Annotated in this window: 22 protein-coding genes; 16 read left to right on the top strand and 6 right to left on the bottom strand. The window is 66.9% G+C overall.

Annotated features, from left to right (window positions below; genetic code table 11):
* Nucleotides 1-10: 10 nt before the first annotated feature.
* The 6 genes from E7773_RS04455 to E7773_RS04430 are packed head-to-tail and all read left to right on the top strand — an operon-like array spanning nucleotide 11 to nucleotide 6,325.
* Nucleotides 11-2,296: a bifunctional salicylyl-CoA 5-hydroxylase/oxidoreductase gene (locus E7773_RS04455; RefSeq protein ID WP_293988724.1), complete on the top strand. Its 2,286-nt coding sequence runs from the start codon at nucleotides 11-13 to the stop codon at nucleotides 2,294-2,296.
* Complete coding sequence (locus tag E7773_RS04450) at nucleotides 2,293-3,048, top strand: SDR family oxidoreductase (protein WP_293988721.1); 756 nt, start codon at nucleotides 2,293-2,295, stop codon at nucleotides 3,046-3,048. Before E7773_RS04455 ends, E7773_RS04450 begins: the two co-directional genes overlap by 4 nt.
* The gene (locus E7773_RS04445) at nucleotides 3,045-3,530 is read left to right on the top strand and encodes a MarR family transcriptional regulator (RefSeq protein WP_293988718.1); all 486 of its coding nucleotides are present in this window, start codon (nucleotides 3,045-3,047) and stop codon (nucleotides 3,528-3,530) included. The genes E7773_RS04450 and E7773_RS04445 overlap by 4 nt, the downstream gene beginning before the upstream one ends.
* Nucleotides 3,527-4,336, top strand: a complete 810-nt coding sequence (locus E7773_RS04440; RefSeq protein ID WP_293988715.1) for an enoyl-CoA hydratase family protein — start codon at nucleotides 3,527-3,529, stop codon at nucleotides 4,334-4,336. The genes E7773_RS04445 and E7773_RS04440 overlap by 4 nt, the downstream gene beginning before the upstream one ends.
* 1 nt (nucleotide 4,337) lies before the next feature.
* On the top strand, nucleotides 4,338-4,736 hold the full coding sequence (locus tag E7773_RS04435; protein ID WP_293988712.1) for a RidA family protein: 399 nt from the start codon (nucleotides 4,338-4,340) through the stop codon (nucleotides 4,734-4,736).
* The gene (locus tag E7773_RS04430) at nucleotides 4,733-6,325 is read left to right on the top strand and encodes an AMP-binding protein (protein ID WP_293988709.1); all 1,593 of its coding nucleotides are present in this window, start codon (nucleotides 4,733-4,735) and stop codon (nucleotides 6,323-6,325) included. The genes E7773_RS04435 and E7773_RS04430 overlap by 4 nt, the downstream gene beginning before the upstream one ends.
* Here E7773_RS04430 and E7773_RS04425 read toward each other — a convergent pair whose 3' ends face one another.
* Complete coding sequence (locus tag E7773_RS04425) at nucleotides 6,326-8,137, bottom strand: ATP-binding cassette domain-containing protein (protein WP_293988706.1); 1,812 nt, start codon at nucleotides 8,135-8,137, stop codon at nucleotides 6,326-6,328. It abuts the gene before it with no gap.
* 299 nt (nucleotides 8,138-8,436) lie between these two features.
* On the opposite strand from E7773_RS04425, the gene E7773_RS04420 reads away from it, so the two are divergent.
* From E7773_RS04420 to E7773_RS04405, 4 genes are all read left to right on the top strand, one after another.
* Nucleotides 8,437-8,736 (top strand): hypothetical protein, encoded by a 300-nt coding sequence (locus E7773_RS04420; RefSeq protein ID WP_293988703.1) that lies wholly within the window; start codon nucleotides 8,437-8,439, stop codon nucleotides 8,734-8,736.
* Nucleotides 8,737-8,770: 34 nt separating this feature from the next.
* Complete coding sequence (locus tag E7773_RS04415; RefSeq protein ID WP_293988700.1) at nucleotides 8,771-9,451, top strand: response regulator transcription factor; 681 nt, start codon at nucleotides 8,771-8,773, stop codon at nucleotides 9,449-9,451.
* 217 nt (nucleotides 9,452-9,668) lie between these two features.
* Nucleotides 9,669-10,979, top strand: a complete 1,311-nt coding sequence (locus E7773_RS04410) for a HAMP domain-containing sensor histidine kinase (protein WP_363129911.1) — start codon at nucleotides 9,669-9,671, stop codon at nucleotides 10,977-10,979.
* On the top strand, nucleotides 10,979-11,863 hold the full coding sequence (locus E7773_RS04405; RefSeq protein WP_293988694.1) for a diacylglycerol kinase family protein: 885 nt from the start codon (nucleotides 10,979-10,981) through the stop codon (nucleotides 11,861-11,863). Before E7773_RS04410 ends, E7773_RS04405 begins: the two co-directional genes overlap by 1 nt.
* Here E7773_RS04405 and E7773_RS04400 read toward each other — a convergent pair.
* A complete protein-coding gene (locus E7773_RS04400; RefSeq protein ID WP_293988692.1) occupies nucleotides 11,860-12,846 on the bottom strand; it encodes an LLM class flavin-dependent oxidoreductase in 987 nt (328 codons plus the stop codon). The genes E7773_RS04405 and E7773_RS04400 overlap by 4 nt on opposite strands.
* 72 nt (nucleotides 12,847-12,918) lie before the next feature.
* Between E7773_RS04400 and E7773_RS04395 the strand changes: the two genes are divergently transcribed.
* The 6 genes from E7773_RS04395 to E7773_RS04370 all read left to right on the top strand — a co-directional run bounded on the left by E7773_RS04395 (nucleotide 12,919) and on the right by E7773_RS04370 (nucleotide 18,827).
* The gene (locus E7773_RS04395; RefSeq protein ID WP_293988690.1) at nucleotides 12,919-13,584 is read left to right on the top strand and encodes a pyrimidine 5'-nucleotidase; all 666 of its coding nucleotides are present in this window, start codon (nucleotides 12,919-12,921) and stop codon (nucleotides 13,582-13,584) included.
* Nucleotides 13,581-14,402 carry a 2,3,4,5-tetrahydropyridine-2,6-dicarboxylate N-succinyltransferase gene (dapD, locus tag E7773_RS04390; protein WP_293988688.1) on the top strand — a complete coding sequence of 274 codons (822 nt, stop codon included), beginning with the start codon at nucleotides 13,581-13,583 and terminating at the stop codon, nucleotides 14,400-14,402. The genes E7773_RS04395 and dapD overlap by 4 nt, the downstream gene beginning before the upstream one ends.
* A gap of 84 nt (nucleotides 14,403-14,486) precedes the next feature.
* Nucleotides 14,487-15,287: a glutaminyl-peptide cyclotransferase gene (locus E7773_RS04385; RefSeq protein WP_293988686.1), complete on the top strand. Its 801-nt coding sequence runs from the start codon at nucleotides 14,487-14,489 to the stop codon at nucleotides 15,285-15,287.
* A 47-nt stretch (nucleotides 15,288-15,334) separates the two neighbouring features.
* A complete protein-coding gene (gene glpX / locus E7773_RS04380; RefSeq protein ID WP_293988684.1) occupies nucleotides 15,335-16,303 on the top strand; it encodes a class II fructose-bisphosphatase in 969 nt (322 codons plus the stop codon).
* Nucleotides 16,304-16,476: 173 nt separating this feature from the next.
* Nucleotides 16,477-18,333 (top strand): CocE/NonD family hydrolase, encoded by a 1,857-nt coding sequence (locus E7773_RS04375; protein ID WP_293988681.1) that lies wholly within the window; start codon nucleotides 16,477-16,479, stop codon nucleotides 18,331-18,333.
* 53 nt (nucleotides 18,334-18,386) lie between these two features.
* A complete protein-coding gene (locus E7773_RS04370) occupies nucleotides 18,387-18,827 on the top strand; it encodes a hypothetical protein (RefSeq protein ID WP_293988678.1) in 441 nt (146 codons plus the stop codon).
* Here the strand turns inward: E7773_RS04370 and E7773_RS04365 are convergent.
* From E7773_RS04365 to E7773_RS04350, 4 genes are read right to left on the bottom strand one after another with little or no spacing between them, the layout of a single operon-like run.
* Nucleotides 18,793-19,554 (bottom strand): ABC transporter permease, encoded by a 762-nt coding sequence (locus E7773_RS04365; protein ID WP_293988675.1) that lies wholly within the window; start codon nucleotides 19,552-19,554, stop codon nucleotides 18,793-18,795. The genes E7773_RS04370 and E7773_RS04365 overlap by 35 nt on opposite strands.
* Nucleotides 19,551-20,483: an ABC transporter ATP-binding protein gene (locus E7773_RS04360; protein ID WP_293988672.1), complete on the bottom strand. Its 933-nt coding sequence runs from the start codon at nucleotides 20,481-20,483 to the stop codon at nucleotides 19,551-19,553. Before E7773_RS04360 ends, E7773_RS04365 begins: the two co-directional genes overlap by 4 nt.
* Before the next feature lie 52 nt (nucleotides 20,484-20,535).
* Nucleotides 20,536-21,261: a DsbA family protein gene (locus tag E7773_RS04355; protein WP_293988669.1), complete on the bottom strand. Its 726-nt coding sequence runs from the start codon at nucleotides 21,259-21,261 to the stop codon at nucleotides 20,536-20,538.
* Nucleotides 21,258-22,604 (bottom strand): M48 family metalloprotease, encoded by a 1,347-nt coding sequence (locus E7773_RS04350; protein WP_293988666.1) that lies wholly within the window; start codon nucleotides 22,602-22,604, stop codon nucleotides 21,258-21,260. Before E7773_RS04350 ends, E7773_RS04355 begins: the two co-directional genes overlap by 4 nt.
* Nucleotides 22,605-22,636 lie beyond the last annotated feature (32 nt).

Here is a 22,636-nt window from a genome sequence, read left to right as displayed (position 1 = left end):
AGCCTGAACTATGACCAGGCCCGGTTCGGCGCGCATCCTTTGCCTCGGCGGTGGCCCCGCAGGACTCTATTTCGCGATCTCGATGAAGCTGCGCGACCCGACGTGCGATATCGAGGTGGTCGAGCGCAACGCCGACGGCGATACGTTCGGCTGGGGCGTGGTCTTCTCCGATCAGACCGTCGAGAATCTGATGGCGAACGATCCGGTCAGCGGCGCGCTGATTGCCGACGCGTTCGCGCATTGGGATGATATCGCGGTGCATATCGGCGGCGAGACGATCGTGTCGTCGGGGCACGGCTTCATCGGGATCGGGCGCAAGACATTGCTCCACATCCTGCAGGACCGCGCGCGCGAACTGGGCGTCAAACTGACGTTCGACACCGAGTTCGACGCCGACCCGGCGCGCTGGGCCGACTACGACCTGGTGATCGCCGCCGACGGCGCCAACAGCAAGGTGCGGAGCGCCGACCCGGCCGCGTTCGGCGTCGACATCGACGTGCGCGCCAACAAGTTCGTGTGGCTCGGCACGCACCAGACGTTCGACGCCTTCACCTTCGCGTTCGAGGAGACCGGACACGGCTGGGTGTGGGCGCACGCCTATCGTTTCGACGACGACCTTTCGACCTTCATCATCGAATGTTCGGAAAAGACATGGGCGGGTCTCGGGCTCGACCGGATGACGCAGGACGAGACCTGCCGCTTCGGCGAGAAGCTGTTCGCCAAATATCTCGGCGGCCATGCGCTGATGTCGAACGCGGCGCACAAAATTGGGTCGGCCGCATGGCTCAATTTCCCGCGGATCATCTGCGAGCGCTGGTATGCCGGGAACGTCGTGCTGATCGGCGATGCCGCGCACACCGCGCATTTCTCGATCGGGTCGGGAACGAAACTGGCGCTCGAGGATGCCATCAAGCTCGCCGAGGTGCTCAACCGTCCCGGCCTGTCGCGTGCCGACGCGCTGGCCGAATATCAGGCCGAGCGATCGGTCGAAGTGCTCAAGCTGCAGAATTCGGCGCGCAACTCGACCGAATGGTTCGAGACGATCGAGCGTTACCTGCACTTCGCGCCGATCCAATTCGCCTATTCGCTGCTGACGCGCAGCCAGCGGATCAGCCACGAGAATTTGCGGCTGCGCGACCGGGAGTGGCTCGAAGGGGTCGAACGCTGGTTCCACGGTGGCGGCACTGCTGCACCGCCGATATTCGCACCGTTCCAGTTGCGCGAGATGGCACTCGAGAACCGCATCGTCGTATCACCGATGGCGACCTATTCGGCGAGCGACGGGACGCCCAACGACTTCCACCTCGTCCATTACGGCGCGCGGGCGGAAGGCGGCGCGGGGTTGATCTATACGGAGATGACGTGCGTGTCGGCCGAGGGGCGGATAACGCCGGGTTGCACCGGGATGTACGCGCCCGCGCATGTCACGGCATGGCGGCGGATCGTCGATTTCGTCCACGCGAACAGCCGCGCTAAATTCTGCCTCCAGCTAGGCCATAGCGGCGGCAAGGGATCGACCGGGCTCGGCTGGGAGGGGATGGATGCGCCGCTCGCCGAGGGCAACTGGCCGCTGATCGCCGCATCCGACGTGGCGTGGAACGACGCCAACCAGCGCCCGCGCCCGATGACCCGGGCTGACATGGACGCGGTGCGCGATCAATTTGTCGCCGCGACGCGGATGGCGGTCGACGCCGGGTTCGACATGATCGAACTCCACGCCGCACATGGTTACCTGCTGTCGTCGTTCATCACCCCGCTGATGAACAAGCGGACGGATGACTATGGCGGCAGTTTGGAGAACCGGCTGCGCTATCCGCTCGAAGTGTTCGTGGCGATGCGTGACGTGTGGCCAACCGAGCGGCCGATGGCGGTGCGCATTTCGGCCAACGACTGGGCGGGCGAGGATGGCGTAACGCCCGCCGAAGCGGTCGAGATCGCGCGCGCCTTCTCGCGAGCGGGCGCCGACCTGATTGACGTGTCGGCGGGTCAGACCTGGGCCGAGGCGAAGCCGGTCTACGGCCGGATGTTCCAGACTCCGTTCGCCGATCGCATCCGCAACGAGGCGCGGCTCGCGACCATGGCGGTCGGCAACATCTTCGAGGCGGACCATGCCAATTCGATCCTCGCCGCGGGCCGCGCCGACCTCGTCGCGCTGGCCCGCCCGCATCTGGTCGACCCAGCATGGACGCTGCGCCAGGCCGCCGCGGCGGGCTATACCGGCACCTTCGTCCCGCCCCCCTATCGCGCCGGACAGGAGCAGTTGACCCGCATCCTCGCACGTGAGGCGAAGGCATGAGGCTCTCCGGCTATCACGCGCTTATAACTGGCGGCGGCACCGGCATCGGTGCCGCGATCGCCCGCGCGCTGGCGGCGGAGGGCGCGGCGCTGACGCTGGTCGGGCGCCGCCGCGAACCGTTGGAAGCCGTCGCCGCCGAACTCGGCACCGCCGTCGCGGTCGCCGACGTTACCGACCGGGCCGCGGTCGATCGCGCGGTCGGCGAAGCGCGCGGCGCGCATGGCGCGGTCGATATCCTGATCGCCAACGCGGGCGCGGCGCAAAGCGCACCCTTCGCGAAAACCAGCGCGGAGCAATGGCGCGAGGCGATGGCGGTCAATCTCGATGGCGTATTCCACTGTTGTCAGGCCGCGCTGCCCGACCTGCTGGCCAGCGACGCCGGCAGGATCGTCACGATCGCCTCGACCGCGGGTCTGCAAGGCTATGCCTACACCGCCGCCTACACCGCCGCGAAGCATGGCGCGGTCGGGCTGATGCGCGCGCTCGCGGCGGAATATGCGGGCAAGGGGCTGACAGCCAACGCGGTCTGTCCGGGCTTCACCGACACCGATCTTGTCGCCGACGCCGCGGCGCAGATCCACGCGAAGACCGGACGCAGCGTTGCCGAAGCGCGCGACCAACTCGCCAGGCTCAACCCCGGCGGGCGGCTGATCCGGCCGGAGGACGTCGCCAAAAAGGTGCTCTGGCTGTGCCTGCCCGAACAGCAAAACGTCACCGGCCAAGCGATCGTCACCGACGGGAGTGACGCATGACCGCCGCCGCGATCCGCGAGAAGCACGACGGTGGGCTCGACGACCGCGACAATGTGCGGCTGTGGCTGCGGCTGCTGTCGTGCACGATGGTGATCGAAAAGCGCGTGCGGCGGCGGCTCGACGATCGGTTCGCGACGACGCTCCCCCGCTTCGACGTGCTCGCCGCGCTCGACCGTAACGGCGCGATGACGATGGGGGCACTGTCGGCGGCGCTGCTGGTGTCGAAGGGCAACGTCACCGCGCTGGTTCAGACGCTGAAGGCCGAGGGACTCGTCGTGATGACGCCCTCGCCGACCGACAAGCGCGCGTCGATTGTGCGTTTGACGCCCAAGGGCCTTACCCATTTTGCCGACATGGCCGAGGCGCATCATCGCTGGATCGACGCGATGCTGAGTGGTCTGACCCCGGAAGAGCGTGCGCAACTCTTCGCGCTGCTCGGCCGCCTCAAAACATCGATCGCCGCCGAGGAGATTCCCGCATGAACCCCGCCACCTTCGCGCCACAGCATTTCGGCTGGGCGTTCGCCGACGGCGTCGCGACGGTCACGCTCAACCGGCCCGAACGCAAGAACCCGCTGACGTTCGATTCCTATGCCGAGCTGCGCGACACGTTCCGCGCGCTGGTCGCGCTGCCCGAGGTCAAGGCGGTGGTGCTGACCGGCGCGGGCGGCAATTTCAGCTCGGGCGGCGACGTGCACGAGATCATCGGACCGCTGACCCGGATGGCGATGCCCGAACTGCTCGCCTTCACGCGGATGACGGGCGACCTGGTCAAGGCGATGCGCGGTTGCCCGCAACCGATCGTCGCGGCGATCGACGGGGTGTGCGTCGGCGCGGGCGCGATCATGGCGATGGCGTCGGACATCCGGCTCGCGACGCCCGCCACGAAGACCGCGTTCCTGTTCACGCGGGTCGGACTGGCGGGTTGCGACATGGGCGCGTGTGCGATCCTGCCGCGGCTGATCGGGCAGGGCCGCGCGTCCGAATTGCTGTTCACCGGACGCGTGATGACCGCCGAGGAGGGCGAACGCTGGGGGTTCCACAATCGCCTCGTCGCCACCGATGCTTTGCTCGACGAAGCGATGGCGGCGGCGCGCGCGATCGCGGCGGGGCCGACCTTCGCGCACGGCATCACCAAGACGCAGCTCAACATGGAATGGGCGGTGAGCCTCGACGTCGCGATCGAGATGGAGGCGCAGGCGCAGGCGATCTGCATGCAGACGCAGGATTTCACGCGGGCGTTCGAAGCCTTCGCGGCGAAGCAAACGCCCGTGTTCGAGGGCAATTGAGGTGACGCACACCACCCTGCTCCCCCCCGGCTGGCCGCGCCCAAAAGGATACGCCAACGGCATCCGTGCGGATCAGGGCTGTCTGGTCGTCACCGGCGGCGTGATCGGCTGGGATGCGGACGAGCGGCTCGTTGCCGATGACCTCGCTGGCCAGTTTCGCCAAGTGCTGGTCAACACGCTCGCCATCCTCAACGAAGGCGGTGCGAGCGCCGAGCATATCGTCCGGATGACATGGTACGTCACCGACATCACGGCGTACCGCGACAGTTTGGCCCAGATCGGCGCCGCGTATCGCGAGCTGATCGGGCGGCACTATCCCGCGATGGCGGTGGTGCAGGTGAGCGCGCTGGTCGAACCCGGCGCGCTGATCGAGATCGAGACGATGGCGGTCGTGCCGTGACGGCGCTGGTCGATCGCTTCGTGCTCGACCGGCTGCCCGCGCCCGACGCGCTGCCGGTGTTCGCGTTCGACCGGCCCGAATTGCAGTATTCCGAGCATCTCAATGCGGCAGTGGAGCTCATCGACCGCGGCGACGGCGAGCGGATCGCCGTGCGCAACGATGTCGGCGAGTGGAGCTATGCCGCGCTCGCCGACCTGTCCGACCGCATCGCGCGGGTGCTGGTCGAGGACGAGGGCTTGGTCCCCGGCAATCGCGTGCTGCTGCGCGGGCCCAATGGCGCGATGCTGTTCGCGGCGTGGCTCGGCGTGCTCAAGGCGGGCGGGGTGGTCGTGACGACGATGCCGCTGCTGCGTGCCGGCGAGATCGCGGCGGTGCTGGACAAGGCGCAGCCGAGCCATGCGATCGTCGACAGCCGTTACCTCGCCGATTTCACCGAAGCGGCGACGCGGATCGACTGCGTGCGGTCGACGCTGCGCTACGACGGCGATGCCGGGACCGGGGCGCTGGAGGCGCGGTTGGCGAATACCGCCCCGGGCTTCGCGGCGGTCACGACACGCGCTGACGGTCCCGCGCTGATCGCCTTCACCTCGGGCACGACGGGCAACCCGAAGGGCTGCGTCCACTTCCATCGCGATATTCTCGCTTGCGCCGACGCTTTCGCCGGCAATTTGGTGCGGCCGAAACCGGGCGACGTGTTCTGCACCTCGGCACCGATCGGGTTCACCTTCGGGCTCGGCGCGACGCTGATCTTCCCGTTCCGCTTCGGCGGCACCGCGGTCACGCTCGAACAGGCGACACCGCGAGCGCTGCTCGACGCGATCGCGCGGCACGGCGTCACCACTGTGTTCACCGCGCCGACCGCGTACAAGGCGATGCTCGCGCTCGGCGTCGAGGCGGGCAGCCTCCACACCTGCGTGTCTGCCGGCGAGCACCTTCCCGCCGCGACCTGGCAAGCATGGCACGACGCGACAGGCATCCGCATCATCGACGGGATCGGCGCGACCGAGATGATGCACATCTTCATCTCCGCCGCCGGCGACGATATCCACCCCGGCGCGACGGGCAAAGCAGTGCCGGGCTACACCGCGTGCGTGCTCGATCCCAACGGTCAGCCGATGAGCGAAGGCATTGGCCGCCTCGCGGTGCGCGGCCCGACCGGGTGCCGCTACCTCGCCGACGAGCGCCAGTCGGCGTACGTCGTCGATGGCTGGAACGTCACCGGCGACACCTATCGCGCCGATGCCGAGGGCTATTTCTGGTACCTCGCGCGGTCGGACGACATGATCGTGTCGTCGGGCTACAATATCGCCGCACCCGAAGTGGAGAATACGCTCTACGCGCACCCGGCAGTCGCCGAATGCGCGGTGATCGGGGTGCCGTGTCCGACGCGCGGGCAGTTGGTGAAGGCGTTCGTCGTGCTCGCGCCCGGCTACGATGCCGCACCCACCATGGCGGAGGCGCTGCAGGCACACGTCAAGGCGACCATCGCACCCTACAAATATCCGCGCGCGGTCGAATTCGTCGACGCGCTGCCGAAAACCGCGTCGGGCAAGGTGCGGCGGTTCGCCTTGCAAACACCCGCCCCCTGATCAGCCGAGCGCGTCGACCTGTTCGGCGAGGTCGAGCCAGCGCAGTTCGGCCGCGTCCTTTTCGGCACGCGCCTCCTCGATCGCCTGGGTCAGCGCGGCGAACTTGCCCGGATCGCGCGCGTACAGCGACGGGTCGTGGAGCGCCGCCTCGTCGCGCGCGATCGCGGCTTCGATCTCCTCGATCCGCCTGGGCAGCAGGTCGAAGTCGCGCTGGTCCTTGTAGCTGAGCTTCTTCCCCTCCCGCTTGCGGGAGGGGTTAGGGGTGGGCCTGTCGAAAGCAGGCGTGCCTTTGACACGCCCTCCCCCGGCCCCTCCCGCAAGCGGGAGGGGAGTTTTCCGTTTCGCCTCCCAGTCGGCATAGCCACCCGCGACGATATCGACCGTCCCCGACCCGTCGAGCCCGAGCGTCAGCGTCACCGTGCGGTCGAGGAAATCGCGGTCGTGGCTGACGATCAGCACGGTGCCCTCGTAATCGGCGATCACTTCCTGGAGCAGGTCGAGCGTTTCGAGGTCGAGGTCGTTGGTTGGCTCGTCGAGCACCAGCAGGTTCGACCGCCGCGCGAATTCGCGCGCGAGGAGCAGCCGCGAGCGCTCGCCGCCCGACAGCGTCCCGACGCGCGCCTCGACCATGTTGGGATCGAACAGGAAGTCCTTGAGGTACCCGTGGATGTGCTTCTTGACCCCCAGCACCTCGATCCAGTCGCCGCCGTCGGCCAGCACGTCGCGCACGCGCTTGTCGGGCGCCATCAGCTTGCGCTGCTGGTCGATCACCACGCCGTCGAGCGTCTTGGCGAGTTTCACCGTGCCGCTGTCGGGCGGAAACTCACCGGTCAGCAGCTTGAGCAGTGTCGTCTTGCCCGCGCCGTTGGGCCCGACCACGCCGATCCGGTCGCCGCGCGTGATGCGTAAGCTCAGGTCGCGGATGATCGTGCGCCCGTCGAACCCCTTCGACGCGTGCTTGGCGTCGATGACCACCTTGGTGCGCACGTCGTCGCTGCCGGTGACGAGCGCCGACGTTCCTTGCGGCCCGAGCATCGCGGCGCGCGCCGCGCGCATTTCCTTGAGTTTGGCAAGCCGCCCCTGGTTGCGCCGCCGCCGCCCGGTGACGCCGCGCTGGAGCCAATGCTCCTCGATCTTGAGCTTCGCATCGAGCCGCTGCGCATTGCGCTCCTCCTCGGCATAGACTTGCTCGGTCCACGCCTCGAACCCGCCATAACCGACCTCGGCGCGGCGGATCGTGCCACGGTCGAGCCACAACGTCTGCTTCGTAAGGCGCGTCAGGAACGTGCGGTCGTGACTGATCACGACGAACGCGCCGGTGAAGCGGTTGAGCCATTGTTCGAGCCATTCGATCGCGGCGATATCGAGATGGTTGGTCGGCTCGTCGAGCAGCAGCACGTCGGGGTTTTGCGCGAGCGCGCGGACGATCGCGGCACGGCGGCGCTCACCGCCCGAGGCGCTGGCGGCCTCGCGCGATAGGTCGATGCCGAGCTGGTCCGCGATCGCATCCGCCTCGTGCGGCAGCGGCGCATCGGGCGCGGCCAGCACGAAATCGGCGAGCGTCGCGAAACTGTCGACCTTGGGGTCCTGTTCGAGCAGCACGACCCGGGTCCCCGGCACGATCGACCGCCGGCCCTCGTCCGAATCGATCGTGCCCGCGATCAGCTTCATCAGCGTGGTCTTGCCCGCGCCGTTGCGCCCGATCAGCGCGAGCCGGTCGCGCTCGCCGATATACAGGTCGAGGTGGCGGAACAGCCAGCCGCTGCCCTGGACGAGGCCGAGGTCTTCATAGGAGAGGATTGGGGCTGCCATGGCGGCGCGGCCTAGCGATTTAGCGCAGCTAAATCGAGGCTAAAGCGCCGGCCCGGCGGGCCTCGCTCCACGCGAGGACCGACGGGCCCGTCCTGAGCGCCTGCCTTGCAGGCAGGCGAAGGGCGGCTTTGCCGCGGCGGGCCGGATCAACTGCAAAGGGCCGACACGGAATAAATCCGTGTCGTCGGACAGGCGCTTTACGCCTGCCGGCCGGCCTTGCGCGAGTCAGCCGGACGTGGCCGGCTGCCGCGCTGCAGCGTTCACAGCCTGTTCAAGCCCGCGCCACTATGCGACCAGCCATGTCGATGTTTGCGTTGCTTGCCCTGACCCTATCTCCGACGGCGATTCCGCCGGATGCGGCGCCGTGCCAGCGGCGCGATCAGGACCGCGCGTTCAAGGCGATGCGCGAGGGGCGCATCCTGCCGCTCCCTGAAATTGAGCGGCGCGTGATCCCGTCGATGGCGGGCGCGCAATATCTGGGGCCGGAGATCGACCCCGACACCGGCATTTACACGCTCAAGTTCCTGCGCAATGGAACGGTCATCTGGGTGCGGGTCGACGGCCGGTCGGGCCAGATCATCGGCCGCACCGGTTACTGAGCGGCACCGCCCGCTCCAAGAATAGGGGACCGACATGCGCGTTCTGATCGTCGAGGACGAACCCAATCTGGGCCAGCAGCTCAAGTCGACGCTGGAGGGCGCGGGGTACGCGATCGATCTGGCGACCGACGGCGAGGAGGGGCTCTTCCTCGGCGAGACCGAAAGCTACGATGCGATCGTGCTCGATCTGGGCTTGCCCGAGATCGACGGGCTGACCGTGCTCGACCGCTGGCGCAAGCAGGGCAAGAGTACGCCCGTACTGGTGCTGACCGCGCGCGACAGCTGGTCGGACAAGGTCGCGGGGCTGGATGCCGGGGCGGACGATTATGTCGCGAAGCCGTTCCAGACCGAGGAACTGATCGCGCGGCTGCGCGCGCTGATCCGCCGCGCGTCGGGCAATGCGTCGAGCGAGCTGATCGCGGGCGACGTGCGGCTCGACACGCGTAGCGGCAAGGTGACGCTCGCGGGCGACCCGGTGAAGCTGACCGCGCAGGAATACAAGCTGCTCAGCTATCTGCTCCACCACAAGGGCAAGATCGTCAGCCGCACCGAGCTGATCGAGCATATCTACGACCAGGACTTCGACCGCGACTCCAACACGATCGAGGTGTTTGTTACGCGCATCCGCAAGAAACTGGGGCAGGATGTCATCACCACGATCCGCGGGCTGGGCTACAGCCTCGACGATCCCGACGGCCCGCCGCGCGCGGAATGAACGCTAATTCTCTCGTCACCCCCGCGAAGGCGGGGGCCTATCTCCCGCCGTTGCATCAAGCTCGACGTGCACGAGATGGGTCCCCGCTTTCGCGGGGATGACACTATAGGCGATGGCGGAGCAAGACCCTATTAGCGGGACGATGGACCCTGGGGTGGCGGTCGATGCGCCGCAGCCACTGCCCGCGACGCGCATTACGGGGTCGCTCGGTCGCCGGATGATCGTCATCGCGGCGTTGTGGATCCTGATCCTGCTCGCGGGCGGCGGGCTGGCGCTCGACCGCGTGCTGACCAGCGCCGTTACGCGCAATTTCGATGACCAGCTCGATTACGTGCTGACCTCGCTCTTCACCTCGGCGGAGATCGGGCCCGACGGCGAGGTGATCTTCAACCGCGAGCCCGCCGACCAGCGCTTCCTCGAGCCCTATTCGGGACTCTATTGGCAAGTCTCGGCGCCGGGCAAGGAAGCGTTCCCGTCGCGCTCGCTGTGGGACCGACGCATCGCGTACGGCACCAACCACACCGATCTCGAAGTCCATGTCTACGACAGCAGTCAGTTCAAGGGCGAGCCGCCCTTGCGCGTGCTCGAACGCGACGTGAAGCTGCCCGGGTCGCCGGTGCGCTGGCGGTTCCAGGTCGCACAGAGCCGCGAGCAGCTCGACGCGCAGATCAACGCGCTGCGGCGGACGCTGGTCAGGAGTTTCCTGCTCCTCGCGCTCGGGCTGATCGTGATGGCGGGGTTGCAGACCTGGTACGGGTTGCGCCCGCTAACGCGGCTGCGGCACGAAATCGCCAAGCTGCGCGGCGGGCGGTCGGCGCGGATCGAGGGATCGATGCCCGCCGAGGTCGCGCCGATGGTAGAGGAGCTGAACGCGCTGATCGAGCATAACGACCGCCAGGCCGAGGAAGCGCGGCGCCATGCCGGCAACCTCGCGCACGCGCTCAAGACGCCGCTGACCGTGATTATGAACTCGGCCACCGCCAAGTCCGACGATCTGTCGGAAACGGTGGTGCGCGAGGCACGGACGATGCGGCGCCAGGTCGACCATCATCTCGCGCGCGCCCGCGCGGTCGGGCGGCGCGGGTCGGCGCACAGCCGCGCCGCGGTCTGGCCGAGCCTCGAGTCGGTCGAGCGCGCGGTGTCGCGGCTCTATCCCAACGTGCGGATCGACGCCGATGGGCCGAAGGACCTCCAGGTTCACGTCGAGCGCCAGGATCTCGACGAAATGCTCGGGAATCTCATCGAAAACGCCGCGAAATATGGCGGCGGCAGCGTGTTCGTGACGGTCGGCGCGCAGGCCGGATTCGTCGAATTCCAGATCGAGGACGATGGCGTCGGCATTCCCGAGGAAGAGCGGTCGCGCATCTTCGACCGCGGCGCTCGGCTCGACACCGGCAAGCCGGGCACGGGACTCGGCCTCGCGATCGTGCGCGACGTCGCGGAGATTTACGAAGGGACGGTCAGCCTGGAGGAAAGCGACGATCTCGGTGGGCTGATGGTGCGGCTCAGACTGCCGGCGGCGAGTTGATGGGGCTCGCGGTCATCGTCAACAAAAACGGCGGCACGGCGTCCAAGATGGGCGATAAGCTGGAGTCGACGCTGCAAGATGCTTTTGCGGCGGCCGGGGTCGAGGCCGACGTACAGGCGCTCGACGGCGGCGAGGTCGGCGATGCGATCACCGAGGCGGCGAAGCGCGGTCGCGTCGTCGTCGCGGGCGGTGACGGCACCGCGGCCTGCGCAGCGCAGCAACTGGCGGGCGGCGACGCCGAACTCGGCCTGCTCCCGCTCGGCACGCTCAACCATCTCGCGCGCGATCTCGGGCTGCCTGACAAATTGGAGGACGCAGCCAAGGTCGCCGCCACCGGCAAGGCGACCGCGATCGACGTCGCCGAGGTCAACGGTCACGTCTTCGTCAACAATGCCTCGATCGGGCTCTACCCACTGATGGTGCGGACCCGCGAAGGCGTGCAAGACAGCAAGGGCTGGCCCAAATGGCTGTCGACGATCCCCGCGGCCTGGGCGGCGCTCGAACGCTTTCCGCACCACCGGCTGCGGGTCGATCTGGGACAGGGCGAGCGCGCGATCGTCACGCCGCTCCTGTTTATCGGCAACAACGATTATTCGCTCGACGCCGGCGCGCTCGGCCAGCGCGAATCGCTCACCGACGGCAAGCTGTCGGTCTATGCCGTGGCGCACCGCAGCCGCGCGTCGCTGCTGTGGTTCGCTGCACGCGCATTGGTCGGCCGCGCGCGGCGCGGGGCGGATTTCGTCGCGATCGGCGAATGCGAGACGCTGACCGTCAGCGCGACCGGCGACAGCATCGAAATCGCGCTCGACGGGGAGGTGCAGCGGCTCGAGACGCCACTCGAATTCCGCATTCGCGCGGGTGCGTTGAAGGTAGTGACGGGCTAGAGCCCGCGCATCGCCTCGGCCGCGAGCGCGACGCTCCGCTGCCGCGCCGACACGTCGTAGATCGAGCTCGAGACCATCACTTCATCAACCCCCGTGCGTTCGATGAACGCGGCCAGCCCGCGCGACACGGTTTCCGGGTTGCCGATCGCCGAGCATTGCAAGACGTGATCGAGGATCGCGGCGTGGGCGGGGGGCAGGCTTTCGCGGTAACCCGCGACGGGTGGGGGGAGCTGGCGCGGGTTGCCGGTGCGCAAGGCGACGAACGACTGGGCTTGCGAGCTGGCGAGGAACTCGGCCTCCTCGTCGGTGTCGGCCGCGATCACGTTGAACCCGGCCATCGCATAGGGCCGGGCGAGCGCGGCGGACGGGCGGAAGTCGCGGCGGTAGATCGCCAGCGCTTGATCCAGCGCGTCGGGGGCGAAATGCGACGCGAACGCGAACGGCAGGCCGAGCATCGCCGCGAGCTGCGCGCCGAACAGGCTCGATCCGAGAATCCATAGATCGGGATTCGCGCCCGCGCCTGGCGTCGCGCGGATGCCGGTCTGGCCGTCGTCGGCGAAATAGCTTTGCAGTTCGAGCACGTCGCGCGGGAAGGCGTTGGGATCGCTGTCCAGCGTGCGGCGGATCGCGCGGGCGACATTCTGGTCGCTCCCCGGCGCGCGGCCGAGGCCGAGGTCGATCCGCCCCGGGAACAGCGCGTCGAGCGTGCCGAACTGTTCCGCGATCACCAGCGGCGCGTGGTTGGGCAGCATGATCCCGCCCGCGCCGATGCGGATCGTCGATGTCGCCGCGCCGACATGCGCGATCACCACCGCGGTCGCCGAACTCGCGATCCCCGCCATGCCGTGATGCTCCGCCACCCAGTAGCGCGAATAGCCGCAGCCTTCCGCATGCCGCGCCATGTCGGCGGCGTTGGCGAGCGCCTGCGCCACGCTGCCGCCTTCGACGACGGGGACGAGATCGAGCAGCGAGAATGCGGTCATGCGTGCGTAGATAGGGTGGCGCCCCCGCCGCTCAACCTTGCCCCGCCACCGGGCGCTGCCTAGAGCGCGGTCATGCTCGCGCGCCTCGCCCACATCCGCAACTGGCTGTTCGACCTCGACAACACTCTCTACCCGCACGGCGCGCGGCTGTTCGTGCAGGTTGACCGGCGGATCACCGGTTACATCGCACGGTTCTTCGACGTCGATCACGACGAAGCGTATCGCATCCAGAAGAATTATTTCCACACGCGCGGCACGACGCTCGCGGGGCTGATGGCCGAGCACGGTGTCGACCCACACGAATACTTGGCGGACGTCCACGATATCGAAATGGACATGCTCGAGGAGAACGCTCCGCTCGCCGCGGCGATCGCGAAGCTCCCCGGGCGCAAGCTGATCTTCACCAACGCCGACGAGGCCTATGCACGGCGCATCCTCGCGCAGCTCGGGCTGGGCGACAGCTTCGAGGCGATCCACGACGTCCACGCGCTCGACTACCGGCCCAAGCCCGAGCCGTCGGCCTATCGCCACATCTGCGACGCATACGGGCTCGACCCGACCGAATGCCTGTTCGCCGACGACATGGCGCGCAACCTGAAGCCGGCGAAGGACCTAGGTATGACTACCTTGTGGGTCGACAACGGCTCCGAACAGGCGGAAAGCGCCGAACGCGACCATGTCGATTTCGCGACCCGCGACATCACCCACTGGCTGCACGAGATACTGGAGGAAGCATGACCGATCTGGCCGCGACGATCGACGCCGCGTGGGAAGATCGCGCGAACGTTTCGACGAGCACGACCGGCACGGTGCGCGACGCGGTGGAGGCGGCGCTGGCGCTGCTCGATTCGGGCGAGGCGCGCGTGGCCGAGCCGTCGGGCGACGGCTGGACGGTCAATCAATGGCTCAAAAAGGCGGTGCTGCTGTCGTTCCGACTCAACGACAACGCGGTGATCGACGGCGGCGCTGCGGGCGCCCCCGCATACGACAAGGTGCCATGCAAATTCGCCGGCTGGGGCGAGAACCGCTTTCGCGACGCCGGTTTTCGCGTCGTGCCCGGCGCGGTGGTGCGGCGCGGGAGCTTCATCGGGAGGAACGCCATCCTGATGCCGAGCTTCGTCAATATCGGCGCCTATGTCGGCGAGGGGACGATGGTCGACACCTGGGCGACCGTCGGCAGCTGCGCGCAGATCGGGAAAAACGTCCATCTGTCGGGCGGCGCGGGGATCGGCGGGGTGCTCGAACCGCTTCAGGCCGACCCCGTGGTGATCGAGGACGATTGCTTCATCGGCGCGCGTAGCGAAGTGGTCGAGGGCGTGCGCGTCGGCCGCGGCGCGGTGCTGTCGATGGGGGTGTTCATCGGCAAGTCGACCAAGATCGTCGACCGCACGACCGGCGAGGTGACGATGGGTGCGGTGCCGCCCTATGCGGTGGTCGTGCCCGGATCGATCGGCGGCGGTGACGGCAAGCCGGCGCTTTACTGCGCGGTCATCATCAAGCGCGCCGACGCACAGACGCGCGCGAAGACGAGCATCAACGACCTGCTGCGGGACTAATATTCGTCATCCCAGCAAAAGCTGGGATCTTTTGCCGCATGAGATCCCAGCTTTCGCTGGGATGACGAGAGAGGAGTTGGCGGGATGACGTTCAAATCGGCGGGTCTGGCATTGCTCGCGCTCCTCGCCGGCCCGGCGGTCGCGCAGGACATCCCGACGCTCGACCCGACCAGCGTGCCGGTCGTCCCCGCGCAAGTCGTCGCGACCTACCCGCACGATCCGCAAGCCTATACCGAGGGGCTTTTCTACGAAGACGGCAAGCTGTGGGAGTCGACCGGTACCGTCGGCAAGTCAGGCATCCGGCTGGTCGACTTGCGCACCGGCAAGGTGCTCAAGAGCGTCGCGGTCGACCCGCCGCTCTACGGCGAAGGGATCGCCCCATGGCGCGACCAGATCCTGAGCCTGACGTGGAAGAACGGCATCGGTTTCCGCTGGTCCAAATCGACACTCAAGAAGCTCGGCGAGTTCAAGTACGAAGGCGAGGGCTGGGCGCTGACGAGCGACGGCACCAGCCTGATCCTGTCCGACGGCACGCCGGTGCTGCGCTTCGTCGATCCCGCGACGTTCAAGGTTCGCCGCACGCTGACCGTCGCGCATGACGGCCAGCCGCTGATCAATTTGAACGAGCTCGAATATGTCGACGGCGAGATCCTCGCCAACGTCTGGCTGACCGACCGCATCGCGCGGATCGACCCGAAGAGCGGCAAGGTGATCGGCTGGATCGACGTGAGCGAACTCCATCGTCAGGTCGGCAACACTGCCGAGAACGACGTCGCCAACGGCATCGCCTGGGACGCGAAGAAACGCCGCTTATTCGTGACCGGCAAGGACTGGGCGTACATCTTCGAGATCAAGGCGCCGAAGGACACCGTCTCGACACCGTAACGCTCGCGTCCTATCCGCGCCGCAACCAACCGAAGGACTCCCCAGACATGACCACCGCCTCCCAGGTGCTCGACCGCGTGCTCGTGCTCGAAATGGTGCGCGTCACCGAAGCCGCCGCGATCGGCGCGTCGACGCTGATCGGGCGGGGCGACGAGAAAGCGGCCGATGCCGCCGCGGTCGAGGCGATGCGCGCGGCGCTCAACGAGCTGGCGATGGATGGCACCGTGGTGATCGGCGAGGGCGAGCGCGACGAGGCGCCGATGCTGTTCATCGGCGAAAAGGTCGGGTCGGCGATCGGCACGGGTCCGAAGATCGACATCGCGCTCGATCCGCTCGAAGGCACGACGATCTGCGCCAAGGCCGGGCCGAATGCACTCGCGGTGCTGGCGATTGCGGAAGAGGGCAACCTGCTCAACGCGCCCGACGTGTACATGGACAAGCTCGCGGTCGGGCCGGGATTGCCCGAGGGCGTGATCGACCTCGACAAGTCCCCGACCGAGAACGTCAAGGCGATTGCGGCGGCGAAGGGCTGCAAGCCCAACGAAGTCATCGCCTGCGTGCTCGACCGTCCGCGGCACGAAGCGCTGATCGCCGAGCTGCGCGGGATCGGATGCGGCGTGGTGCTGATCGGCGATGGCGACGTCGCGGGGGTGATCGCGACGACCAATCCCGACACGACGATCGACGTGTACATGGGCTCCGGCGGCGCGCCCGAGGGCGTGCTCGCCTGCGCGGCGCTGCGCTGCGTCGGCGGGCAGTTCAAGGGGCGACTGTTGTTTAGGAACGATGCCGAGCGGAGCCGCGCGCACAAATGGGGCATCACCGACCTCGACAAGCAGTATGACCTCTCGGAGCTGGCCAAGGGCGACTGCATCTTCGCCGCGACCGGCGTGACCGACGGTTCGCTGCTCGACGGCGTCAAGCGGCATGGCGGCAAGATGACGACCAACTCGGTAGTGATGCGCGCGAGCTCGGGCACGGTGCGCTGGGTCAAGGGCGAGCATCGTATCGGGTAGACGGACGATCACCCTCACCCTTCCGGCGCTTCGCGCCTCCCTCCCTTTCCCAATGGGAGAGGGAAGGGGCCCGCGAGCCGAAGGCGAGTGGGAAGGGTGAGGGTGAGCGGGCCTGACCGCGATTGACCAGCCACTGCACTGTCGCCACGCTGCGGCAAAAGGAGACTCGTCCTATGCGCAAGACGTTGATCGCGGCCGCTTTGTTGATCGGGATTAGCGCCGGGGCGCTCGCGCGCCCGCAGGCGGCGGTGCCAGTGACCGCGGCGCCGAACGTTGCCGACCAATTCACCTACACCAAGGTGATGGTGCCGATGCACGACGGCGCAAAGATGGAGACCGTGATCATCGCGCCGAAAGGGGCGGCGAGGTTGCCGATCCTGTTCCAGCGCACGCCCTATGGCGTGCCCTCAGCGCTGCCGCAGCAATTGCCGGCAAGCTGGAAGCCGCTGGTCGCCGATGGCTATATCTTCGTCTTCCAGTCGATGCGCGGGCGGTTCGGGTCGGACGGGAAGTTCACGCTGTCGACCAGCGTCAAGACCAGCCCGAACGAAGCGACCGATGCCTATGACTCGATCGACTGGCTGGTGAAGCATGTGCCGAACAACAACGGCAAGGTCGGGATGTGGGGCGTGTCCTACCCCGGCTTCGCCGCCGCGGTCGCGCTCGCCAAGCCGCACCCGGCATTGAAGGCGGTCAGCCCGCAGGCGGCGTGGGTCGATTACTGGATGTCGGACGATCTCCACCGCAACGGCGCGCTGCGGCTGAGCTACGCGACCGAATGGGTCTACTCCTTGCAGAACGACAAGACCCAGAACAAGGAATTGAGTCTCGACGGGCTGGTCGACGCGTACGACTGGTACCTCAAGATGGGACGGGTCGAGAATATCGAGAAGAACGTATTCAAGGGCAGCGTGCCGCTGTTCGAATCGCTGCTCGACCATCCCAACCACGATGCTTTCTACACCGACCAGAACTGGCAGAAGTCGCTCGGCAAGACGACGGTGCCGACGCTCAACGTCGCTGGGTTCTGGGACCAGGAAGACCCGTGGGGGTCGTGGCAAATCTATGCGCAGCAGAAGAGGAACGACCCCAATAACCTGGCGCAGATGGTCGCGGGGCCGTGGAATCACGGCGGGTGGCAGGGCCGAAGCGCGACGCTCGGCCCGATCCCACTCGGCGCCGAGACCGGCACCGAGTTCCAGACGCAGATCCAGGCGCCGTTCTTCGCCTACTGGCTTCACGGGAAGAGGCCGCGGCCGGAATTCACCGCGCGGATGTTCCAGTCGGGGTCGAACGTGTGGAAGACCTATGCGTCATGGCCGCCCGCCGGCGCGAAGCCGACCGACCTTTACCTCCACGACGACGGCAGCCTGTCGTTCACCGCGCCCGCCGCGGGCGAGGGGTGCCGCGATTATGTCAGCGACCCGGCCAACCCGGTGCCGTTCCGCAAGCGCCCGATGAGCCGCACCTATGCGACCCCCGACTGGCGGCTGTGGGAAACCGACGACCAGCGCTTCGTCGATCACCGCCCCGACGTGCTCGGCTACGTCTCCGAACCGCTCGACCATGACGTGACCGTGACAGGGGAAATCGCGGCGAAGCTGATGGCATCGACCAGCGGGACCGACAGCGATTTCATCGTCAAGCTGATCGACGTGCTGCCCGCGGATTTCGTCGATACGAGCACGACCAACTGGGCGCTCGGCGATTATGCCAAGACGCTCAACGGCTACCAGCTGCCGATCGCGATGGACGTGCGGCGCGGGCGCTTCCTCGCGAGCGACATCAACCCGCAGCCGCTCACGCCGGACAAGGTGATCGCCTGGGACGTTCCGCTGCGCGACCATGACCACGTCTTCAAGCGCGGCCACCGCATCATGGTACAGATCCAGTCGAGCTGGTTCCCGGTGATCGACCGCAATCCGCAGACTTTCGTTCCGAACATCATGCGTGCGCGCCCAAGCGATTTCGTCAAGACGACGCAGCGTGTGTGTGCGGGGTCGAGGATCGTCTTGCCCGTGATGGGATAACAGCGCGCATTCACGACTCGTTAGCGAGGAACAGGTAAATTAAATTATCAGTTTTGGAGTTGGTTACGTTGCTCGACGCGCTGAAGGCGATGCACGGCGAAGTATTGACGCAGATCGCTGCGCTCGAGGCCGTCGTCGCCTGCCCGGCGCCCAACCGCGATTCGCTGTCGAATGCCCGCTGGCGACTGATGCGCGCCAGTCGTGCCCGGCTGAAGCTGCTCAACGATGGCGTCTATCCGGCACTGTGCGATACGATGCCCGGTCCGGTCGCCGCGTTTCGCGCCGACGATGCGGCGAGCCGCGCCGCGTCGGCCAAGCACATCGCTTATTGGCAGATCGACCGGATCATCGCCGATTGGCCTGGCTATCAAGCGGTCTCGGGGCAGATCACCGCACGGATGCGCCGCCGCATCGCCGACGAGCAAAGGGCGTTCTATCCCGCGCTCGGCCGGGCCGTAGCTACGCCTTCAGTCGCCAGCCGGTCCGGAAGATAATCGCAACGGTTACCAGGCACGCCGCCAGGAACCCGCCGGTTGCCGCCAGGCTGACCAGCACATTGACGTCGCCCTGGTCGAAGAACGCCCAGCGGAACCCGCTGACCAGATACACGACCGGATTGAACAGGCTGACCGTGTGCCACGGCTCGTTGAGCATGCGGATCGAATAGAAGGCGCCGCCGAGGAAGGTCAGCGGGGTGATCAGCAGCGCGGGGACGAAGTTGAGTTGCTCGAATCCCTTTGCCCACACGCCGATGATGAAGCCGAACAGGCTGAACGCCACGCTGGTGAGTAGCAGGAACGCCACCATCGCGAACGGGTGGTGGATCGGGATCGGCACGAACAGCGCCGCGGTGCCGAGGATGATCAGCCCGAGGAACACCGACTTGGTCGCCGCCGCACCGACATAGCCGAGCACCATCTCCATCGAACTGATTGGCGCCGACAGCAGCTCGAAGATCGTTCCGGTAAATTTGGGGAAATAGATCCCGATCGAAGCGTTGCTGATGCTCTGCGTGAGCAACGACATCATGATCAGCCCGGGCACGATGAAGCTGCCATACGGCACACCATCGACTTCCTTGATACGCGATCCCAGCGCGCCGCCGAACACGACGAAATAGAGGCTGGTGGTGATGACGGGGGTGACGAGGCTCTGCCACAAGGTGCGCAGCGCGCGGGCCATTTCGAAGCGGTAGATCGCCCAGATGCCGTGGAGGTTCATTTGCCGCCCTCCTTCACCAGATCGACGAAGATGTCTTCGAGGCTCGACTTCGAGGTTTCGAGGTCCTTGAAGCCGATCCCCAGCTCGCCGAGCTTGCGCAGCAGCGAGGGGATGCCGGTGCGCTCGGCCTGTGCGTCGAAGACGTAACGCAGCGTCTTGCCGTCGTTCCGCAGGCTCAAATCCCACTCGCCGAGCTCAGCGGGCAGAGCGCTCATCGCCTCGTTCAGCGACACGTCGAGCTCGCGCTTGCCGAGCTTCTTCATCAGCGCGGCCTTTTCGTCGACCACCAGCAATTTTCCGCCGGAGATCACCCCGACGCGGTCGGCCATTTCCTCGGCCTCTTCGATATAATGCGTGGTCAGGATGATCGTCGTGCCTTTCGCGCGCAGCTTGTGGACCAGTTTCCACATGTCGCGGCGCAGCTCGACATCGACGCCCGCGGTAGGCTCGTCGAGGAACAGAATGTCGGGCTCGTGGCTCAGCGCCTTGGCAATCAACACGCGGCGCTTCATCCCGCCCGACAATTCCATGATCTTGGACTTGCGCTTGTCGTAGAGCGACAGGTCCCTGAGCACTTCGTCGATATGGCTCGAATGCGGCGGGTAGCCGAACAAGCCGCGGCTGAAGCGACACGTCGCCTCGACCGTTTCGAACATGTCGGTGGCGAGTTCCTGCGGGACCAGCCCGATCTGCTTGCGTGCACGCCGGGGTGCGCGGATCGCGTCGCACCCGCCGACGGTGATTGTGCCGGTCGAGGGCGTGACGATCCCGCAGATGATGCTGATCAAAGTCGTCTTGCCCGCGCCGTTCGGCCCGAGCAGCGCGAAAATCTCGCCCTTGGCGATGTCGAGATCGACGGCGTGGAGCGCGTGGACGCCCGAGGCATAGGTTTTCGAAACGCCGCGGACGCTGAGAATCGGTTCGGTCATGCTGTCCCCTGTCGCGGGATCAGATGGGACGTCCGTTGCGCGTCCGCAACCGTCAGGTCGGGGGTTTCGCGGCGCGCGCGGCCTCGACCGCGGCGCGCATGTCCTCCAGGCTCAGCACGCTCGACACGACGCGGTCGCCGATCACCCAGCTTGGGGTGCCGGTCAGGCCGAGCGGGCGCATCATCGACAGGTTGGTCTTGATCGCGGCGTCGACCGACGCGCTTTTCGCTTCGGCCTTGACCTTCGCCGGGTCGAGCCCCGCATCGACCAGCGCCTTGTCCATGCTCGCCTCGGTCAGCGGTCCGCCGGCATAGAGCGCACGGTGAAGCGCGTTATACTTGCCCGACCGGCCTGCCACGATCGCGTAGCGCGCCGCGGTATCGCTTTCGGGGCTGAGCACGGGCAGCTCGCGATAGATCACCTTCACGCCCTTGTCGGCGGCGATCAGCTGGTCGATGGTTGCCAGACTCGCGCGGCAATAGGCGCAATTGTAATCGAGATACTCGACCACGGTGACGTCGCCGCTGGGATTCCCCGCCCACGCATCACCGACCGGGGTCAGGATGTCGGCGCGGTTCGCCGCAATCACCTTGGCGTTGTCGCGGTCGCGCAGCCGCTGGATCGCCTCCGGGATCACTTCGGGGTGTGCGAGCAGATAGTCGCGGATCTGCGATCCGCTGCCGAAATGCGATATCAGCAATGTCGCGCTCGCGCCGAGCAACGCGGCGGCGGCCGCGACGAGCAGCAACGCGCCGCGCGACGATGCAAACCCGTTCATTTCTTCTTGCGCTTCTTGTCGTCGAGCTGATTCTGCCCGGTCAGCGCGATGTCCTGCGCGCGGATCCAGTCGGGCGTGTTGGGCGGCAGGCCCGCCATCGCCGCGCGCGCGCTATAGACCGCGACGCGCGTGTCGCCGGTCATGCTCGCGCGCTCGGCGGTGGCGAGCGAGGCGCGCGCCGTGTCGCCCTTGAGCTCATAGACTGTGCCGAGCTGGAGCCAGGCGAACGGATTGTCGTCGTCCTTGTTGACCGCGATCCGCAGCACACGTTCGGCCTCGGCGTAATTGGCCGCGTCTTCGGTCGCGATCAGCGCGTGGCCATAGGTGGTGACGATCAACGGATCGTACCGCGTCAGCTCGCTCGCTTCCTTGAGCGGGGCGATCGCGTCGTTCGGTTGTCCCGCCTCGAGCAGAATCTGGCCGCGGATTTCGAGGAAATAGGGATCGTGCGGCTTGGCCGCGATCAGCGCGCGCGTTTCGGCATCGGCTTTGTCGGGATAACCCGCTTTGTGCCAGGCATAGGCGCGCGCGTAATGCGCGTAGATCGAATTGTTGGTTTCGGGATAGTCGGTCAGCGTCCGTCCGTACGGCGCGACATAGCCCTCCAGCTTGGCCTTCACGCGCTTGAACTGTTCCTCCAGCGCGGCGTCGGGCGGGGCGTTCCACGCGGGCGACGCCTTCAGGTCGGCGGTCAGCGCCTGGACGCGCTCGGTCGACAGCGGATGGGTCTGCGCATAGGGATCGATATTGGCCATGCCATAGCGATATTCCTCGTTCGCCAGTTTCTTGAAGAACTCCAGCATGCCCTTGCCGCTGATCCCGGCCTCACGCAGGAACTTGGCGCCAGTCGCATCCGCGGTCGCTTCCTGAACGCGGGTGAAGGCGAGCGCCTTGCCCATCGCGACCTGCTGGCCGGCGGCCATGATGCCGGCCCCGGCTTCGCCCGCGCCCGCTGCGACGGCGGCCAGCCCGAGCACGAGGCTCAGGAGAGAGATCCCGATCGCGGGTTTGTACCCGGCATCGGCGAGGACGACGTGGCCGTCTGCGATATGGCCGAGCTCGTGCGCGATCACGCCCTGCACCTGGTTGGCGTTGTCGGCCGCTTGGATCAGGCCCGAATTGATGTAGACCGTCTGCCCGCCCTGAACGAAGGCGTTGATCTCATCGTCGTTGATCAGCACGACCTGGACGTTCGCCGGGGACAGGCCCGCGGCGATGATCATCTTGCGCGACATGTCCTTGAACATCGCCTCGGTCTCGGCATCGCGCAGAATCGATTGCGCGCGCGCGGGCTGGACCCAGAGCAGCACGAGCGCCGCCATGATCGCGATGTAACGCTTCATATCCCCGCTATCCGCCCGTTCCTGCCCGCGAT

It is taken from the genome of Sphingomonas sp., assembly GCF_004799495.1.
GTDB lineage: Bacteria > Pseudomonadota > Alphaproteobacteria > Sphingomonadales > Sphingomonadaceae > Sphingomonas.
This window is presented reverse-complemented; position numbering and strand designations above follow the sequence as displayed.

What these genes read in the sequence shown, in the direction of transcription:
- E7773_RS04455 (WP_293988724.1), top strand. Translation starts at nt 11, where the DNA reads ATGACCAGGCCCGGTTCGGCGCGCATCCTTTGCCTCGGCGGTGGCCCC.
- E7773_RS04450 (WP_293988721.1), top strand. Translation starts at nt 2,293, where the DNA reads ATGAGGCTCTCCGGCTATCACGCGCTTATAACTGGCGGCGGCACCGGC.
- E7773_RS04445 (WP_293988718.1), top strand. Translation starts at nt 3,045, where the DNA reads ATGACCGCCGCCGCGATCCGCGAGAAGCACGACGGTGGGCTCGACGAC.
- E7773_RS04440 (WP_293988715.1), top strand. Translation starts at nt 3,527, where the DNA reads ATGAACCCCGCCACCTTCGCGCCACAGCATTTCGGCTGGGCGTTCGCC.
- E7773_RS04425 (WP_293988706.1), bottom strand. Translation starts at nt 8,137, where the DNA reads ATGGCAGCCCCAATCCTCTCCTATGAAGACCTCGGCCTCGTCCAGGGC.
- E7773_RS04420 (WP_293988703.1), top strand. Translation starts at nt 8,437, where the DNA reads ATGTCGATGTTTGCGTTGCTTGCCCTGACCCTATCTCCGACGGCGATT.
- E7773_RS04415 (WP_293988700.1), top strand. Translation starts at nt 8,771, where the DNA reads ATGCGCGTTCTGATCGTCGAGGACGAACCCAATCTGGGCCAGCAGCTC.
- E7773_RS04410 (WP_363129911.1), top strand. Translation starts at nt 9,669, where the DNA reads ATGATCGTCATCGCGGCGTTGTGGATCCTGATCCTGCTCGCGGGCGGC.
- E7773_RS04405 (WP_293988694.1), top strand. Translation starts at nt 10,979, where the DNA reads ATGGGGCTCGCGGTCATCGTCAACAAAAACGGCGGCACGGCGTCCAAG.
- E7773_RS04400 (WP_293988692.1), bottom strand. Translation starts at nt 12,846, where the DNA reads ATGACCGCATTCTCGCTGCTCGATCTCGTCCCCGTCGTCGAAGGCGGC.
- E7773_RS04395 (WP_293988690.1), top strand. Translation starts at nt 12,919, where the DNA reads ATGCTCGCGCGCCTCGCCCACATCCGCAACTGGCTGTTCGACCTCGAC.
- dapD (WP_293988688.1), top strand. Translation starts at nt 13,581, where the DNA reads ATGACCGATCTGGCCGCGACGATCGACGCCGCGTGGGAAGATCGCGCG.
- E7773_RS04385 (WP_293988686.1), top strand. Translation starts at nt 14,487, where the DNA reads ATGACGTTCAAATCGGCGGGTCTGGCATTGCTCGCGCTCCTCGCCGGC.
- glpX (WP_293988684.1), top strand. Translation starts at nt 15,335, where the DNA reads ATGACCACCGCCTCCCAGGTGCTCGACCGCGTGCTCGTGCTCGAAATG.
- E7773_RS04375 (WP_293988681.1), top strand. Translation starts at nt 16,477, where the DNA reads ATGCGCAAGACGTTGATCGCGGCCGCTTTGTTGATCGGGATTAGCGCC.
- E7773_RS04365 (WP_293988675.1), bottom strand. Translation starts at nt 19,554, where the DNA reads ATGAACCTCCACGGCATCTGGGCGATCTACCGCTTCGAAATGGCCCGC.
- E7773_RS04360 (WP_293988672.1), bottom strand. Translation starts at nt 20,483, where the DNA reads ATGACCGAACCGATTCTCAGCGTCCGCGGCGTTTCGAAAACCTATGCC.
- E7773_RS04355 (WP_293988669.1), bottom strand. Translation starts at nt 21,261, where the DNA reads ATGAACGGGTTTGCATCGTCGCGCGGCGCGTTGCTGCTCGTCGCGGCC.
- E7773_RS04350 (WP_293988666.1), bottom strand. Translation starts at nt 22,604, where the DNA reads ATGAAGCGTTACATCGCGATCATGGCGGCGCTCGTGCTGCTCTGGGTC.